The organism is Sinanaerobacter sp. ZZT-01 (genome assembly GCF_035621135.1).
Lineage (GTDB): Bacteria > Bacillota > Clostridia > Peptostreptococcales > Anaerovoracaceae > IOR16.
This window is the reverse complement of the sequence record NZ_CP141728.1, coordinates 513,273-529,002: the sequence shown is the minus strand read 5'-3', so window position 1 is coordinate 529,002 and position 15,730 is coordinate 513,273. Positions and strand designations below refer to the sequence as shown.

20 protein-coding genes are annotated in these 15,730 nt (G+C 47.5%); 13 read left to right on the top strand and 7 right to left on the bottom strand.

Annotated elements, in window-relative coordinates; all coding sequences use genetic code 11:
- Nucleotides 1–76: 76 nt before the first annotated feature.
- On the top strand, nucleotides 77–361 hold the full coding sequence (locus U5921_RS02550; RefSeq protein WP_283675513.1) for a hypothetical protein: 285 nt from the start codon (nucleotides 77–79) through the stop codon (nucleotides 359–361).
- A 142-nt stretch (nucleotides 362–503) separates the two neighbouring features.
- Here the strand turns inward: U5921_RS02550 and U5921_RS02545 are convergent, their stop codons facing one another.
- The 6 genes from U5921_RS02545 to U5921_RS02520 are packed head-to-tail and all read right to left on the bottom strand — an operon-like array spanning nucleotide 504 to nucleotide 4,949.
- Nucleotides 504–917: an arsenate reductase ArsC gene (locus U5921_RS02545; RefSeq protein WP_283675512.1), complete on the bottom strand. Its 414-nt coding sequence runs from the start codon at nucleotides 915–917 to the stop codon at nucleotides 504–506.
- 15 nt (nucleotides 918–932) lie between these two features.
- On the bottom strand, nucleotides 933–2,666 hold the full coding sequence (gene arsA / locus U5921_RS02540) for an arsenical pump-driving ATPase (protein ID WP_324824943.1): 1,734 nt from the start codon (nucleotides 2,664–2,666) through the stop codon (nucleotides 933–935).
- Between the two features lie 20 nt (nucleotides 2,667–2,686).
- Nucleotides 2,687–3,061 carry an arsenite efflux transporter metallochaperone ArsD gene (gene arsD / locus U5921_RS02535; RefSeq protein WP_283675509.1) on the bottom strand — a complete coding sequence of 125 codons (375 nt, stop codon included), beginning with the start codon at nucleotides 3,059–3,061 and terminating at the stop codon, nucleotides 2,687–2,689.
- 23 nt (nucleotides 3,062–3,084) lie between these two features.
- Nucleotides 3,085–3,576, bottom strand: a complete 492-nt coding sequence (locus tag U5921_RS02530) for a GNAT family N-acetyltransferase (protein ID WP_283675508.1) — start codon at nucleotides 3,574–3,576, stop codon at nucleotides 3,085–3,087.
- Nucleotides 3,560–4,621, bottom strand: coding sequence for an ACR3 family arsenite efflux transporter (gene arsB, locus U5921_RS02525; RefSeq protein WP_283675507.1), 1,062 nt, complete (start codon nucleotides 4,619–4,621; stop codon nucleotides 3,560–3,562). Before arsB ends, U5921_RS02530 begins: the two co-directional genes overlap by 17 nt.
- Entirely contained in the window at nucleotides 4,614–4,949 is a 336-nt protein-coding gene (locus U5921_RS02520) for an ArsR/SmtB family transcription factor (protein WP_024345932.1), read from the bottom strand. The genes arsB and U5921_RS02520 overlap by 8 nt, the downstream gene beginning before the upstream one ends.
- Before the next feature lie 188 nt (nucleotides 4,950–5,137).
- Here U5921_RS02520 and U5921_RS02515 point away from each other — a divergent pair, with 188 nt between their 5' ends.
- Genes U5921_RS02515 through U5921_RS02505 form a run of 3 tightly spaced genes read left to right on the top strand, consistent with a single transcriptional unit; the run spans nucleotide 5,138 to nucleotide 8,577 of the window.
- Nucleotides 5,138–6,967, top strand: coding sequence for a VirB4 family type IV secretion system protein (locus U5921_RS02515; protein ID WP_283675506.1), 1,830 nt, complete (start codon nucleotides 5,138–5,140; stop codon nucleotides 6,965–6,967).
- A 37-nt stretch (nucleotides 6,968–7,004) separates the two neighbouring features.
- A complete protein-coding gene (locus U5921_RS02510; RefSeq protein ID WP_283675505.1) occupies nucleotides 7,005–8,057 on the top strand; it encodes an amidoligase family protein in 1,053 nt (350 codons plus the stop codon).
- A gap of 16 nt (nucleotides 8,058–8,073) precedes the next feature.
- Nucleotides 8,074–8,577: a gamma-glutamylcyclotransferase family protein gene (locus tag U5921_RS02505; protein ID WP_154527370.1), complete on the top strand. Its 504-nt coding sequence runs from the start codon at nucleotides 8,074–8,076 to the stop codon at nucleotides 8,575–8,577.
- A 33-nt stretch (nucleotides 8,578–8,610) separates the two neighbouring features.
- On the opposite strand, the gene U5921_RS02500 is transcribed toward U5921_RS02505, so the two are convergent.
- The gene (locus tag U5921_RS02500) at nucleotides 8,611–8,937 is read right to left on the bottom strand and encodes a helix-turn-helix transcriptional regulator (RefSeq protein ID WP_154527372.1); all 327 of its coding nucleotides are present in this window, start codon (nucleotides 8,935–8,937) and stop codon (nucleotides 8,611–8,613) included.
- A gap of 121 nt (nucleotides 8,938–9,058) precedes the next feature.
- On the opposite strand from U5921_RS02500, the gene U5921_RS02495 reads away from it, so the two are divergent.
- The 9 genes from U5921_RS02495 to U5921_RS02455 all read left to right on the top strand — a co-directional run bounded on the left by U5921_RS02495 (nucleotide 9,059) and on the right by U5921_RS02455 (nucleotide 15,728).
- Nucleotides 9,059–9,307: a hypothetical protein gene (locus U5921_RS02495; RefSeq protein WP_283675504.1), complete on the top strand. Its 249-nt coding sequence runs from the start codon at nucleotides 9,059–9,061 to the stop codon at nucleotides 9,305–9,307.
- 141 nt (nucleotides 9,308–9,448) lie between these two features.
- Nucleotides 9,449–10,879 (top strand): peptidoglycan DD-metalloendopeptidase family protein, encoded by a 1,431-nt coding sequence (locus U5921_RS02490; RefSeq protein WP_417765067.1) that lies wholly within the window; start codon nucleotides 9,449–9,451, stop codon nucleotides 10,877–10,879.
- Between the two features lie 22 nt (nucleotides 10,880–10,901).
- Nucleotides 10,902–11,672 (top strand): DUF6329 domain-containing protein, encoded by a 771-nt coding sequence (locus U5921_RS02485; RefSeq protein ID WP_324824942.1) that lies wholly within the window; start codon nucleotides 10,902–10,904, stop codon nucleotides 11,670–11,672.
- 154 nt (nucleotides 11,673–11,826) lie between these two features.
- On the top strand, nucleotides 11,827–12,177 hold the full coding sequence (locus U5921_RS02480) for a DUF6103 family protein (protein WP_283675501.1): 351 nt from the start codon (nucleotides 11,827–11,829) through the stop codon (nucleotides 12,175–12,177).
- A 30-nt stretch (nucleotides 12,178–12,207) separates the two neighbouring features.
- Nucleotides 12,208–13,089, top strand: a complete 882-nt coding sequence (locus tag U5921_RS02475) for a ParM/StbA family protein (RefSeq protein ID WP_283675500.1) — start codon at nucleotides 12,208–12,210, stop codon at nucleotides 13,087–13,089.
- 4 nt (nucleotides 13,090–13,093) lie between these two features.
- Nucleotides 13,094–13,378, top strand: coding sequence for a plasmid segregation centromere-binding protein ParR (locus tag U5921_RS02470; RefSeq protein WP_324824941.1), 285 nt, complete (start codon nucleotides 13,094–13,096; stop codon nucleotides 13,376–13,378).
- 145 nt (nucleotides 13,379–13,523) lie between these two features.
- Entirely contained in the window at nucleotides 13,524–13,703 is a 180-nt protein-coding gene (locus U5921_RS02465; RefSeq protein WP_283675498.1) for a DUF6103 family protein, read from the top strand.
- Nucleotides 13,704–13,898: 195 nt separating this feature from the next.
- Nucleotides 13,899–14,921 carry a hypothetical protein gene (locus tag U5921_RS02460; protein ID WP_283675497.1) on the top strand — a complete coding sequence of 341 codons (1,023 nt, stop codon included), beginning with the start codon at nucleotides 13,899–13,901 and terminating at the stop codon, nucleotides 14,919–14,921.
- Nucleotides 14,922–15,305: 384 nt separating this feature from the next.
- Nucleotides 15,306–15,728 carry a hypothetical protein gene (locus tag U5921_RS02455; protein ID WP_024345918.1) on the top strand — a complete coding sequence of 141 codons (423 nt, stop codon included), beginning with the start codon at nucleotides 15,306–15,308 and terminating at the stop codon, nucleotides 15,726–15,728.
- Nucleotides 15,729–15,730 lie beyond the last annotated feature (2 nt).

Below are 15,730 nucleotides of genomic sequence, written 5' to 3'. Positions count from 1 at the left end.
TTTTGTTGGGTATTCCATCTAGACTTGTGCAAGGTATTCATTTATTGTCTTGTGTAATACACGGGAGGTGATGAACATGGAATATGAGGAAATCATGGATATAGTGATAGCGGAACTGAGTCAGCGTGCGCTTAGCAGGCAGCGTGAGGAGGATGAAGCACTGGACCAAAAGATACTGCGGCGCATTGAAGTGCGGGGAAGAATTGAACAGTGCATTTCTACTCTTAGTGAGCCGGAACAGCAACTTTTTCAGGAGTATTTTGAAATAACGTTGGATATCTCAGGGATGCAGGAAGGGTATCTTTATATGCAGGGAGCGAAAGATTGTGTGCGTTTTTTAAAAGACCTTGGGGTTCTATGACTCCAATTTTGCTGGTGAAAGAAAAACAAAATAGGAAGCCATGGATTGCACATAGCTTCCTATTTTGCTCATGCTGAGAATACCACAAACATGTTAAAATTGTGTAACTTAATTTTAAGAAGATAAGTTTTGTAAAAACGGATTACAAATCCTGAATTCTCTTTATAAGAAATAACATATTATTTTCAATCTGCTTTATAACCGTAATAAACTCGTCATCACATTTGCCGGTCGGATCATCAAGTCCCCAATCCTCTCGGTGCTTGCAGGGTAAAAAAGGACACTGAACATTGCAGCCCATAGTGATAACAATATCAACCGGAGGAATTTTCGAAAGCAGCTTGGAACGCTGTGTTTTCTCCATGTCAATGCCGTAAAGCTGTTTCACTAATCGAACAGCGTTCTGATTGATCTGCGGCTTTGTTTCTGTTCCAGCAGAATAGCTTTCAAACACATCAGCGGCAAGGTGTTTACCGAGTGCTTCCGCAATTTGGCTTCGGCAAGAGTTGTGAACACAAATAAATGCCACCTTGGGTTTGTTTATTTCCTTATTCATGAAAGACCTCCCTTTTTATAGCTCTCTTAGCTTATCGCCCTTTATATCATCTGCGTGCCAAGCGATTAAAGCAAAATTTCCACTTGTATGTTCCGCTATCTTGTTTATCCATGGAATTTCATTGCTGGCTTTTGCAGCTAACAGGGCGTTTGTTGTTTTTGTATGATAAAGAGAAGAATTCACAAGCCACCACTTTGTAGCAATATTGGCACGTTTCAAGTCTTCTTCCAGACGTAATACTTCGTAAACTGGAGTAGCTTCAGGCAAGGCTACAATAACGACTGCTGTTTCAGCACTTCGCAAACGTGGCAGCAGCTTTCTTACGGAATCGGGGATATTGCCTTGTGTCCTCTGAACCTCTTTATGATAGCTCAATGTAGAATCCAATAATAGGAGTGTATGCCCTGTAGGGGCGGTATCAATGACAACAATTTCATTTTCGGCACGCTCCACTACTTCCGCAAAGGCTCGGAATACGGCAATTTCTTGTGTACAAGGAGAACGCAGATCTTCTTCGATATAGGCAATATCTTCTTCCGACATGGTTTCCCGTGCCTTTGTTAAAACTTCCTCCTGATAGCGTGCCAGCTCCTTATGCTCGTCAATATGGCTCATGGTAATGCCGTTGTTTTCATTGAGAACAAATTTTAAGTGTGCTGCCGGGTCGGTGGTGGTTAGATGTACCTTTTCGCCTTTTTCGGAAAGCCCTAAAGCGATTGCGGCAGCAAGTGTGGTTTTTCCAACACCACCTTTTCCCATCGTGAAAATGACTTTTTTGCCGCTATGATACAGGTCATCAATGACATCTTTTAGCTGTGGAACATGCTCTGCTTTCATGGTTTCATCACTGATGATATATCCATCCTTCGTGAGTAGTGACCTGACATTCTTCATACCAGTAATGTTGTATGCCCTCAAGGGAACCATGTAGGATTTGATTGCCTGTAACGGTTTTGGCATATTTGCAAGAGCGCTTTGCTGTTTATTGTAAAGATTTTTAGAAATGGTGTCATCATAATCAGCCAACACCCCATTGATTACCATAGACTGATTGAGTACGCCAAGCTCCGCTAATTCGTAAGAAGCCCGCTCTATTTCTTTGAGGGGGGCTGTTTCGGGGCGGGTTACAAGAATTAAGGTTGTTTGTGCACCGTCTGTCAGTGTTTCAACCGCAGCTTTATACATTTCCTTTTTACTTTCAAGCCCGGATAACTGTCCCAAACAAGAGGCACCATGTGTACTTTCGTTGATGAAATTGCTCCACGCAGAGGGAAGCTGCAACATTCTAAGGGTATGCCCTGTAGGTGCGGTGTCAAAAAGAATGTGGTCGTATTTTTCTTCCATCTCTTTATTGGTAATGAAGTTGGAAAACTCATTAAAAGCGGCAATCTCCACTGTGCAGGAACCAGAAAGCTGTTCTTCCATATTGGTGAGGACTGATTCCGGAAGCTTACCACGATAAGGCGCAAGCACGCTTTCCTTGTATTCTGCCGCTGCCTGCATAGGGTCAAGGTTTGCCACATCCAGATTGGGTACCTCTGCAATGGGCGTGGCTTTCCCTGAAAGCGGGGTGTCAAACACATCCTGCAAGTTGGAAGCCGGGTCTGTGCTGACAAGAAGAACTCTTTTGCCGCTGTCAGCAAGATTTACCGCTGTTGCACACGCTACAGATGTTTTCCCGACACCACCTTTACCTGTGTAAAACAAGTATTTCGTTAAGGTGATTTTGTTTGGGTCAAAGATTTGCATTGAGGAACCTCCTTTCCCTTTTAGCAGCAGTTCCCGTCAGAACAGCAGCAACCGCCTTGCTTTGCCGATTTTGCTTCGGTCATATAGCTTGCGGGAACCTCCAGCAAAGAAACAAGTTCCTCATTGGTTGGATAGCGGCCAGTTATCACGATTTTTTCGTCGATCATAACAGCGGGCAGTTCCTCAACACCTTTTTCATTTATAAAGGCGTTGATCGTTTTGTTATTGACAAAAGCCATCGGCGAACTGCTTAGATTAAAGCGGTCAACTGCCACTCCGTTCTTTTTCAATGCATTCAAAACAGTAGAAATGCGGAGCAGCTCCGGGTCAACACTCACACCGCAAAGGCCTGTGTCACAGCACATGGCAGGTTCAAATATTTGCATTTTTTTCATGATAAGTCTCTCCTTCTATATAGTTATATTAAATTGCTTCTTTGTTCCATAAGAACGGTATTACGCCACTGTCCCAAACGGTCTTGCCCAATTCGTTCACGGAATCCCACTTGACGGAATCCGCATTTTTCATGTAAACGAATGCTTGCTTTGTTGTCAGCCATAATTCCCGATTGCAGTGTCCAGATACCAGCTTTTTCAGATTGCTTTGAGAGAAAGTTCAGCAGTTGGTTTCCTGTACCTTTTCCTCTATGGGTATCATGGATGTAAATACTGACTTCCGCCACGCCACGATAGACACAGCGGCTTGACACAGGAGTTAACGCTGCCCAACCGGCAATGACATCACCATCGGTGATTACAAAGCGGCATTGCTTGATATGGGACTGGTCAAATTCTTCATAAGTGGGGCATTCCGTTTGAAAGGTTGCAAGGTTGGTATCCATACCTTGCTGGTAGATTTCGCTGACTGATTTCCAGTCGCCTTTTTGCATTTCTCTAATTTTGTAATTCATTTTGAGGAAACCAGCCTTTCGTTTTATTCACAAATCTTACGAGCAAGAGCATCACAGGAACTTCAGTCAGCACACCGACTACGGTAGCGAGTGCGGCCGGTGAGGATGTGCCAAACAGAGCAATTGCCACAGCAACAGAAAGCTCAAAAAAATTGGAAGCGCCAATCATTCCGGCAGGAGCCGCAACGTTGTGAGGTAACTTGAGCCATTTACTTGCAAAATAAGCAATAAAGAAAATGAGGAATGTTTGAATGATCAACGGTACTGCAATCAGCACAATATGCAGCGGGTTATTGATAATGACATCTCCTTGAAAAGAGAATAAAAGCATTAATGTAAGCAATAATCCGATGCTGGTTGAATTATTAAATTTTCCAATAAAAGTATTCTCAAAATAATCAATACCCTTATGCTTTGTTACTAATGAACGAGTCAAAACGCCACCTACTAAAGGAATCACAACAAACAGAAGGACGGATAAAATCAGGGTGTCCCAAGGCACAGCCACATTGGAAACACCAAGCAAAAACTTTACAATTGGTACGAAAGCAACAAGGATGATGAGATCATTGGTCGCTACCTGCACCACCGTGTAGGCAGGGTTTCCTTTCGTCAGCGTGCTCCAAACAAACACCATTGCGGTACAAGGAGCCGCACCCAGCAGCACAGCGCCAGCCAGATATTCGGTGGCCAGCTCCGGTGTGATGAATGCTTTAAATATCACAAAGAAAAACAGTGAAGCAATGCCATACATGGTAAAGGGTTTGATTAGCCAGTTTGTCACCCATGTAACAAATAGCCCTTTGGGGTTTTTGCTTACATTTTTTATGCTTTGAAAATCAACTTTCATCATCATGGGGTAAATCATCACCCATATGAGTATGGCGACTGGAATGGATATTTGCGCATACTCAAAGCGATTTAAAAACTCAGGAATACCCGGCAGGAACTTACCGATTAAAATTCCAGCTGCCATACAGATCAGCACCCAAATTGTAAGGTATTTTTCAAAGAAGCCAATACCAGCGTTTTTCTCCTTACTCATTGTCATCACATCCTTTGCAGCAGCCCGTATCTTCTTTGCAGATGCAGTTTTCCTTATCAGAGGTGATGGAGCAGAAAAATTGTTTTGTTTTGCCGATGGTTTCCTCGTCCAAAGAGTAATACGTCCATTTGCCCTCGTTTCGGCCTTTGACAAGGCCACATTCACATAGAAGTTTCATGTGGTGGGACAGCGTAGATTGGGACATTTCAAATTTCTCTAAAATCATGCAGGCGCAAAGCTCTCCGCAAGAGAGCATATCAACAATCATAGCCCTTTTGGGGTCGCCCAGTGCCTTAAACACTTTTGTATTTTCCAAATAGTTTTCCATATTGGCACCTCACATTTATATTTTTCGATATGACTATTATATGCATCAAATCGAAAAGTGTCAATATGAAATTGATTTTATAATTAATAAAAACTTGATTTCCATTTCCTAATCACTATTTTTTAAGCCGTCACAAACTGTGGCGGCTTTTTCAATACCCAAATTCAAACTCAGAAAGGAAGATGCTCATGTCAAGAAAAGTGAAAACAAAAGCCCAGCCGCAGGAGGATGTGCGGATACAAGAATTTCTGGATATGATTGCCCCTTCGGTAATCAAGTTTAATACCGACCATTTCATCTGCGGCAATACCTACCGCTGTGTTTGGGCACTCCGGGAATATCCTACTGCAACCGATGAACGGGCTATCCTCCGGCACCTTGGGGAGAAGGATGGCGTTACCCTGCACCTTTATACCCGACATGTCACCCCAGTGGAAGAAAAGAAAATCATCACAAACGCTGCCAATAAAAACCGGATGCAGAGAACCAGTACACAGGATCTCCAGCAGACTGTGACCGCAGAGTCAAATCTACAGGACGTGGCCACCATTGTGGCACAAATGCATCGGAGCCGGGAGCCTCTGCTCCATGCCGCTGTATACATTGAGCTGACATCCCATGATTATGACCAGCTGAAGCTTCTGCAGACGGAAGTCCTGACAGAGTTGGTACGCTCCAAACTTAACGTGGATCGGCTGATGCTGCGCCAGCAGCAAGGTTTTATCTGCGTCATGCCCTCCGGCTGGAATGTGTTTGGGGATCAGTTTGAACGGGTGTTGCCTGCCAGTTCTGTCGCCAATCTGTATCCTTTTAATTACTCCGGAAAAACCGACCCCAATGGTTTCTACCTCGGCAGGGATAAGTTTGGAAGTAATATTCTGGCAGACTTCAACCGCCGCGCCGATGACAAGACCAACGCCAATATTCTAATCCTTGGCAACTCCGGTCAGGGTAAGAGTTACCTGCTAAAGTTGATTCTATGCAACCTGCGAGAATCCGGTATGCATATTATCGGGTTAGATCCGGAAATGGAGTATGAGGATCTGACCCTTAATCTCGGGGGCTGTTTTATCGACCTCATGTCCGGCGAGTTCATCATCAATGTGTTGGAGCCAAAAAGCTGGGATGAAACTGGTGATCCCAAAGATATGGACGCACCCCAGGCATTCCGTCAGACCAGCAAGCTCAGCCAGCATATCAGCTTTCTAAAGGATTTTTTCCGCACCTACAAGGACTTTACGGATCGGGAGATTGACACCATTGAAATCATGCTGGGAAAGCTCTATGAAAAATGGGGCATCACGGACCACAGCAATTTTGATCGCTTAAATCATTCAGATTACCCGATTTTATCTGATCTGTACGACCTCATTGAAAAGGAATATAAGGGCTTCGATGAAAGCCACCGCCAGCTCTATACAGCCGATTCTCTTCGAGAAATCTGCCTTGGACTTCACTCCATGTGTAAAGGAGCGGAGTCCAAGTTTTTTAACGGCCATACCAATATCACCAGCAATGATTTTATTACCTTCGGTGTCAAGGGTGTGCTAAATGCAAGCAAGAATTTGCGTAACGCCTTGTTGTTTAACGTGCTTTCCTACATGAGCAACGAGCTTTTGACTACCGGAAATACTGCGGCCAGCATCGACGAGCTATACCTGTTCCTGACGAATCTCACCGCCATTGAATACATCCGTAATTTTATGAAACGAGTCAGAAAAAAAGAAAGCGCCGTTATCCTGGCATCACAGAATTTGGAGGATTTCAACGTAGAGCATATCCGTGAGCTGACCAAGCCCTTGTTCTCCATTCCAACCCACCAGTTCCTGTTCAACGCAGGCTCTATTGATGCTAAGTTTTATATGGATACCCTCCAGCTGGAGAAATCAGAATATGAGCTGATCCGCTATCCCCAGCAGGGTGTGTGTCTTTATAAATGCGGCAATGAGCGGTACAACCTGATGGTTCATGCACCAGAGCATAAGGCAAAGCTGTTCGGAAAAGCCGGAGGTCGCTAATGACCACCCGAAACATAGGGCGAAGGGAGGATAGTCTATGGACATGAGAGAGCAGCGCTTCGGCATTGAGATAGAGATAACCGGCGTGACCCGTGAACAGGCGGCAAAGGTTGCTGCGGAATACTTTGGGACCGACAGCCACTATGACGGAACCTATTATAATACCTACTCTGCTTTGGATTCCCAGGGACGGAAGTGGAAGTTTATGAGCGATGCCAGTATCACGCCCCAGCGTAAATCCGGGCGTCAAACCATATCAGCTTCGGATGAATACAAAACCGAGATGGTCAGCCCGATCTGCCGCTGGGAGGATATCGAAACCGTGCAGGAGCTGATCCGCAAGCTGCGTGATGCCGGTGCCATTGCAAACTCCAGTTGCGGCATCCATGTGCATGTGGATGCCTCCCCCTTTGATGCCAATACACTGCGAAACATCACTAACATCATGGCTGCCAAGGAGGATATGATCTACAAGGCACTGCAGGTAACCGTAGCCAGACAGCACCGCTGGTGTAAGCCGGTGGACAATCGTTTTCTGGAAGAACTCAATCGCCGCAGACCCAAATCGCTGGAGCAGGTCAGCCGTATCTGGTATGACGGAGAGGATGGCCGCCACGAGCATTATCACGATAGTCGTTATCATTGCCTTAACCTCCATAGTGTGTTCCAGAAAGGTACGGTAGAGTTCCGTTTATTCAACAGCACCACCCATGCCGGTAAGATTAAGTCGTACATTCAGCTGTGTATGGCAATTTCCGCACAAGCCCTGAATCAGAAGTGCGCCAGCCGTACAAAGACCCAAAGCACTAATGAAAAATATACCTTTCGCACCTGGCTTCTGCGCCTTGGACTCATCGGGGATGAATTTAAGACTGCAAGGCTTCACCTGCTGGAACATTTGGATGGCTGTATTGCGTGGAAAGACCCTGCACAGGCTCAGCAGCAAAAGGAACGATTAAGACAGAAAAAAGAAAAGGCTCTGGAGGAAGCAGCTCATACACCCTCATCGCAATTAGAGCAAACAATTGAAAATGAGCAGGAACAGGCCGGGGTTGATGAGCAAAGCCCCGGCCTTTCTATGTCAATGTAAAAGGAGGTATTCAAATATGAAAAATGAAACCCTGTATATTGCCTATGGCAGTAACCTAAATCTGCCACAGATGTCTTTTCGGTGCCCTACTGCCAAGGTGGTGGGGGTAAGCGAAATCAAGGACTATGAACTATTATTCCGTGGCAGTCGGAGCAGTGCTGTTGCAACGGTGGAACCTCTTGCGGGGTCCAGCGTTCCTGTGCTTCTGTGGAAGGTTCGCCCCAAGGATGAGCTTGCACTTGACCGTTATGAGGGTTACCCGAATTTTTACCGCAAAGAGCTGTTTCCCGTGGAGCTTGGCGGCCGATCTGTTAATGCCATGGTGTATGTGATGAATGACGGTCATCCGCTGGGTGCGCCGTCAGATTACTATCTTAACACGATTCTGGAAGGCTACAAATCCGCAGGCTTTGATTCGGATTTTCTGGAACAGGCGGTGGAAAAGTCTATCCGTCTGGCACAGGAACAGCAGGAAGCCGAGCCGGAACAGGGCAATTTGTTTGGGCAGAGATGGTGGTAAAAAAACAAGCCGTACCTTTCGGTACGACCTGTTCTACTTCTCTTCCTTCTGCATTGCTTCCATAGTTGCGTACAGAATGCGCAACTGGCTTTCATTGCATTGTCGCATACGCCGCTCGGTTTTGCGAAAGACTTCATCCTCTCGTTCCGGGAAGAACAGAGCATCCAGCGAAAGGTTCAATGCCTGAACCAGACGATACAGCAAATCAATGGAAGGCTTACGGTGTTCACTCTCAATATGCTTTAAGTGCGTGGGGGTGATGCCAACCAGTTCGGACAGTGCTTCGTGGGTATAGTGCTGCTCCAGCCGTGCCGCACGGATCGCAGCGCCCAACGCCCCCTTCTCTAATTTAGTTTCCATCTCTATCAGCTCCTTTATTTATTAGCTTATAGTTTCCAATTCCACTTGAAAATAAGCTATAAGAGAATTATAATATCTCTTAAAGCTAACTAAAAGATATAAGAACGGAGGAAATAAGAGAATGACATCAAAGGAAAAAGCAAAGTTGATCAAGCAAGCAGGGCGGTTATACCTGCTGGGACACAAGGTGGAAAAGCACAGAAGTGAGCTGCGCAGACTGGTAGAACGAAAGGTACCCTATGATTCTCCGCAGATGGCAGATGCTCTTGCAAAATTTGAAGAGGCAGACAGTGAATGGAAACGTCTGGAACAGGAGCATTTAGACTTTCGCAGCCGGCTTGGTATTAAACAAGATCAATTAATTGAATGAGGAAAACACATATGCCCTCCGGGAATTCTCCGGAGGGCATATGTGTTTGAAAGGAGGTTATCCATGGCAGATCCTGCAACCATCACACTTGCAGTCAAAGCAGCAATTGCGGCCGCATCTAATAAACGAACATGGAAGGCGGTGGGTGTTCTCATCGCTACCATATTAACGCCCTTTATTCTGATCATCGTCATGATCACAAGTCTTTTATCAGGAACCGCAAACCACAACAATGCCGCTGTTGCACTTTCTTTTCATGGTGGCGTTATATCCGGTCAGGTGCCGGAGGACTACCGGCAGTACATTGAGGACATGCGACAAAGCTTCTCAGAGCTGGACACGGCAATCTCAGAAATCACTCCCCTGATAGAGGATGGAAGCCTTGACTCCACACAGGTCAAGGCCATTTTTTATGCTCTGTATTTCGGCGCAGATTCCCTGCGTGGGATGGATTACCAGGTATTTGCGGACTGCTTCGTCCGTTATGAAGAACGAACCCGCACCTGGACAGACGAGGATAAGGTGGAGCATAAGGAGACCTATACCGTAGCGGTTCCCCTTACCTCCCTGCCGGAAATTTATGCAAGACTGGAAGAAACGCTTGGTCTGTATATTTCCTACGAGAAGCAGGCGAATGCATCAGAAATCTATTACCGGGCATTGCATGGAACTGGCGCACCCGGTGAAGGCGATGGTTTTGACCAGTGGGCAGACTGGATGCCGGACCAGCTCTCTGGTCTGACCTATGATTTGCCTGTGGGTGAGACTGGAGCTGGGGCTGTTCAGCTTGCACTGTCCCGTCTGGGAGATCCCTATTCACAGGAGCGTCGTGGGCAGGGCGATTATACGGACTGCAGCTATTTGGTGCAGTGGGTATACCGCCAGTTGGGAGTTAAGCTCCCCGGTACCGCTGCCGAGCAAGGTAAATACTGTGTGAACAATGGACTTACCATTTCAAAGTCCAACCTGGCATCTGGTGATCTGGTGTTCTGGAGCCATAAGGTAAATGGACGTTATCTCAATATTACCCATGTCGGCATCTATGCAGGTGATGGCAAGGTAGTAGATGCCTCCTCCTCTCGAGGACAGGTGGTATACCGGAATTTGTTTGATGCAGATAAGCAGGTGCTGTATGCAAGACCCTATGTTGAAAATAAAGCTCAGGCATCTTCCTCTGGTTTGCACTCCCCGTTGGGAAACGGCTGGCGCTCCATGGTCACTTCGGAGTTTGGCGGAAGAACAGATCCCATCACCGGAGCATGGTCGGGACATTCCGGACTTGACCTGGGGGCGTCTAAGGGGACTCCAATCCGTGCAGCTGCCGCTGGAACCGTACAGACGGTTAGCTATGGCAGCACCGGATACGGATATTATTTGACCATTGACCATGGCGGAGGAGTGGTCACTCTGTACGGACATTGCTCGGACTTGCTTGTTACGCAAGGACAGACGGTAAAGGCCGGAGAAATTGTGGCGAAGGTGGGCTCAACCGGACGAAGCACCGGGAACCATCTGCATTTTGAGGTGCGGATAAACGGAACGGCCCAAAACCCAAGAAGCTATCTGCCATAGGCAGAAAAGAAAGGAGTACGCTATGTTGAAGCTACAGGCAATATTTGAACGAAAGGTATCAGAGTTCCCTTTAAGGGAGTGTGTGATTGAAAAGGCAGTGGAGCTTCCGGAAGCGGAATATACCCGTTTCCGTTCCGGATTGCTTCGGGACGCTCCCTTTATTTCAGAGAGTACCGATTCCATGTACATGGAGAAAAACGGAACATACCATTGTCTTCTGGTGTTGGGAGAAAACCAATCTGATGGTGTTCTTGTTGAAGCAGAGGGATTTGGCTATGCCAGGTATTCCAGTTATCTTCCGGGGGCAAGAGATTATCTGACCACCCAATTAAATGAGCTTGCGAACCAGATTATTCGGGAAGGTACTCAAAGCACCTCCAATGGCACATGGGCCATTTATTTTGATGAGATACAAGAGCAGCATGGTGTGAATCTAAAGGACAGCGATTACATCAGCACGATGCTGTGTGACCTTCTCTCGGTTCGGCAGGAAATGGCTGAAATTGAACCATTGGAGGACGGTCTCGACATGACCTTCTATCTGGATTACTGCCCAAATCTGGAGAATGACACTTTGAGTGAAGGGGATGCCGGAGATCAAACATTGCGCTTAAAGGAGCTGATCCGTGTACCTTTTGAAAACCTCCATCTTGTGCATCACGAGGTGGATATGGACCCTTCCACCATTGTGTATCTTGACTCTGCCACCTTGACAGAGGAAGGAAAACAGGCATGGGAGGATGTGCTGAATGCACAGGTACTTAGAGTGTTTCACGGAATTTATGGCATGTAGGCGGAGTGTGCGGGAGTATCCTCTCAGCGCCTGACTGAATTCGCCCGGATGCTTGCCGGGGATTGTCCCTGTGAGGATTATGACCGCTGGGTCAGAGAGCCGGAGGATACTCCCGGCATGGAACTGAAATTGTAAAAGAAGGAGGAATTAACCCATGAGTACAACCGAATTGAAGCTGTCCTTCCCAACGGAAAAGCTGGAAGCCCTCCGCTTTTTCATGGATAAAAAGGAGCTTACCATTGAACAGGAGCTGCAGGATTATCTGGATAAAACCTATGAAAAGGCAGTTCCGACGCAGGTGAGGGAATATGTGGAGAGCCGCATGGAGCAGACGCCCGCAACACAGGAACCACCGGGGGCTCCCGCAGTTAGAGAACGTCCGGTACGCCAAAGCCGCCGCCAGAGAGAGCTGGCTGCTGCTGAGCCTCAAATGGACGCTCCCCCTCAAGAAGAACCCTCGGAGGATTCGCCTCAGGAAAACCAGAGCATGAACATGAGTATGTAACAACAGAAAAAGAACAAGGAGGTGTTAGCCATGATTAAGCTTGGCATAGACAATGGAAATTACAATACAAAATCCTCGGAGGGGATGCTTTATGCCTCCGGCTTTGCGGTCAGCGACCGGGAATTCATTACACCGGAAATGCAGCTGTTCTATGAGGGCAGCTATTACGCGATTGGAGAACGTCGCCTGCGCTTTCAACAGGATAAAACCAGAGAGCAGGATGCGTTTATTCTTACCCTGCCGGCCATTGCGGAAGCCATGAAACGCGTGGGTGTGAGCAGTACCGACATTATGCTGGGTGTGGGGCTTCCCATTGACAGCTATGGTACACAAAAGGAGGCGTTCCACCGGTATTTTCTGCGGGAAGATGTCTCCTTTGTGTTTGAGGGCAGACCTTACCAGTGTCGTATTACAGACTGTAAGGTGTTCGCACAGGGACATGCGGCGTTGTGCCGCTATTATCCTCAGCTGAAGGAATACCGCAGTATTACCCTCGTTGATATCGGCGGATATACGGTGGATGTTCTTACCGTCCACAATTTCAGACTGGATAGAGCCAGCTGTGCCAGCCTTCGGATGGGAATCATCACCTTATACAGCCGCATTCAGGATACCCTTCAACGAAGCGGTATCCTGCTTTCAGACACCTTAATAACCGATGCTATCCAGGGCAATATTCAGCATACTGCCAGCAGGCAGATCGAAGAAGCTGTGGAGCAAGAGGTCTTGGCCTACTGCAAAGAGCTGTTTAATGCACTCCGGGAACGAGGGCTTGATCTGCGGCTCCCCACTGTGTTTGCGGGCGGTGGTGCTGAACTTCTGGAATCCCGGCTGCGCGGGGATGGACTCAATACTGTGGCGGTGCTGAACCGGTTTGCAAATGCAGACGGATACAAGCTTCTGCTGGGTTAGGAATATGCGCAAGCGTTACTATCTGTCCTTTGATATGGACGATCCCAGACACCGGGAGGCCGAGCGGCTGTTCACGCAGCAGGCCAGCCGCCAGCGCACAGAATTTGTGGTGTCCAGTATTCTCGCCTTAGAGCAAAATGTTCAGCTGGAACAGGTGGTGCGGCAGGCTGTTCGGGAAGAACTGAATCAGCTCCGGGTAACAGTCCCTTCTTCGACAAATGTCCCGGAGGCCGTTGTGCATCTGGAAGAGCTTCCTGACAGCCTGATCCACGCGTTGGAGGAATTGTAGCGGCTCCACTTCCCTGCCTAATACCTGTTGAGGAAAAAAATAACTTGCACCAATTTGGCGCAGTTTTTCGGTATGGGTGTAAACGGTATGCACCAACTTGGCTCACTTATTTATTCAATAATTCTATGAAAAGGAGATGTTATCTATGAAAACAGCGGTAATTTCTGTTTGTTACAGCACAGAAAGGCTGGAGGCCCTCCGGCAGTATCGAACTGAAGCAGAGCTGCAGGAAGGACTGGAATCGGTGCTTCCTGCACTTTATGAAAAGTATGTTCCCTCTGAAGTGCGGGAACGAATTGAAGCAGCGGTGGAAGGTGGCGCGTAGTGTGAGCGCTGCCTCTTTTTTTCTCTGAGGTTCGCGCTGCGAAAATCAGTGTGTGGATGGAAGGAGGATCAAAACGAAAAGGTCTTTCTATCCCGGATTGAGAGTATCTGTGAATTCGGCTCTTATGAATCCTCGCAGGGCGAAGAGCAGGTACCCGGCATGAATCTTAAACTCTAAAATGACAGGAGGATTGAAATGGGTGACGAATCAATCGAGCTTTGGCTCAATAAATACCAATATACCGCACTGTCGGATATCCTTTATGAAAAAGGCACTGATATAAAAGCTATCATGCAGGAAAAGCTGGTGGAGCTATATATACAAACCGTTCCCGAACAGGAGCGAATTGAAATTGAGAACCGGATCAATGCAGAACGCCTTGCTGCTGAGCAGCGCGCACAGGAGATGCGACGGTTTTCCGTATACCATGTGACAGAAAACGGCGACAGCCATTGCTTCGAATCGGATTATTGCCTGGAGCTGATGCAGCTGGCGTTGTTGGTACGCAGATACCAGCGCGGTGAGCTAAAATATCAGCCGGAGAGCTTTACAGCTCTGTTCCGGAATTCTGTTTCCATCAACGCCGTACAATTTGAAGAAAACGTAAAAAATCGGATGGACAATACCGGTCAGATCACCGGCGTGTTTGACATTGACTTTGACCGGCAAATGATTTCTGGAGTCAATATCATGGATGGTTGGAAGGCTTACTCCATGAAGGACACCGGCACTGCAGCCTATTACGCCTACCGTGCCAATTATCTTCCAGAGGATAAGCGCTGGCCTATTTTTCTTGAACATCTCGAAGGTCGTGAGCTGACACAGCCTGCTCCACTGATCACGGCAGGCTGCCGCAAGCTGGAGGAAGGTGATATCTCCTTTTCAGACGAGATCATGGAAACGGATGGGCGCCTCAATTTTTATGTCAATGTCCCCTTCAACGTGGACGAGATATTCGGAACCCATGTGGAAACAGCGAATAACGATGACTGGATCAATGTCTATGCCAACTATGATACCGTTCATGGACAGGTGTATGATACCTTGGGCATTGTCCTGAATCGTGGGAATGGCTCCTGCGAAGAACTGGCCTATCAGCTGGATGATCATGAAAAGGAGCTTTTGCTGAGCAAAATGCAGAACTATTGCCTGAAGCAGGAGGGTATGACACTGGAGGAATCCGAGCCGCTGACAGGCCCAGACACGCAGCAGATGTAGATACGCCACGTTACCGCCCGTGTGCCCCAGTGTCGCGTTCTTCCGGCTGGTGTGGCAGCGTTACACCATAAGGGTCTGTAGCCCCTTGTTGGAGCCGTGTGCGCACAAGCTTGACGGCTGGCGAAACAAGGAAAGTCGTGATGAACCATGGGGTCGAAAACGATGCGGGTTAAAGGAGCGGGGTCGTAAACGCCCCGCTCCGGCTCAAATCTCCCCGCAATGCGGGGAGAAAAACGGTTTTTCACCGGGGTCGTAATAACACCCAAGGAGTTGCCTCCGGGGTTGTAAGGGAAACAGAATACCGATAAAGGCGGGAAATAACGGCTTTTCATAGGGGTTGCGACAGGTGTTGCAGCTCTTTTTTGATAGAAACGGAGGTTTGTTATGTCAGAAGAAGAAAAAATCAAAAAAAAGTTCCCTTTGTGGATGTATCCGGAAACCAGACAGCTGGTGGCAGACTGGTACAAAAGAGATAACTGCCAGAGCCAGAGTGAATTCATTGAAAAGGCGATTAAATTCTACTGCGGCTATATCTCAGCAGAGGAAGGCGTCCGGTTCCTCCCTGCAGCAATTACTTCGGCCATGACCGGCATGGTGGATGGTCTGGAAAACCGCATGGCACGGCTTACCTTCAAGCTGGCGGTGGAAATGAGCATGATGATGAATATCCTTGCCGTCAATGCAGATTACGATGAAAACACGCTGCGCAAGCTCCGCGGCAAATGTGTGGAGGACGTGAAGCGGTCAGTGGGCTCCGTAACCTTTGAGGATGTAGTAAGCTTTCAGAAGCGGGAAAGGCGTGACTGATC